We start from the raw sequence: 444 nt of genomic DNA on the forward strand, positions 1-444 counted from the left end.
ATCAGGTGGGCGCGGCTGCGGATGAAACCGGTGATGAGCTGAAACTCCCCGAAGCGAAGCAAGGGACGAAGTCGCTCAACCAGCTCACTGCCGAGTTGCAACGACTGGAAAAGGAGTTGCTGGATCTTCCGGTAGGCAGCAAGGGATTCGTCGATCTGGCACAGAAGGTGAAAACCGCGCAGAAGGAATTGGAGGATGCGGAAGCGGTTGCCCGCAAGCTCGGCGGAACGGTGGGCCGCAAGGGCAACGCGGGCATGGCGGTGCTGGAATTTCGGCTCACCGAAGGCTTTCACCGGAAAATGAAACTGATCCAACGCCGTGCGTATGGATTTAGAAACTTCGAAAACTAGGCTCATCCTCAAAGATTGGGGACATGAGGCACGGATGCCATCATGTCCCCGATGTTTGTTAACCTAAATTTAGGCCTGAAGGGTTACGACCCCC

The 444-nt window shown here is 55.9% G+C and carries 1 protein-coding gene; it reads left to right on the forward strand.

Translation table 11 applies throughout. The features are described 5' to 3' along the window. Positions 1-350: transposase (locus tag JIN85_RS21545; RefSeq protein ID WP_234047554.1), on the forward strand; the 350-nt coding region annotated here is incomplete at its 5' end. Positions 351-444: the final 94 nt, after the last annotated feature.

Origin of the sequence: Luteolibacter pohnpeiensis (genome assembly GCF_016595435.1) — a bacterium.
Classification (GTDB): domain Bacteria; phylum Verrucomicrobiota; class Verrucomicrobiia; order Verrucomicrobiales; family Akkermansiaceae; genus Luteolibacter; species Luteolibacter pohnpeiensis.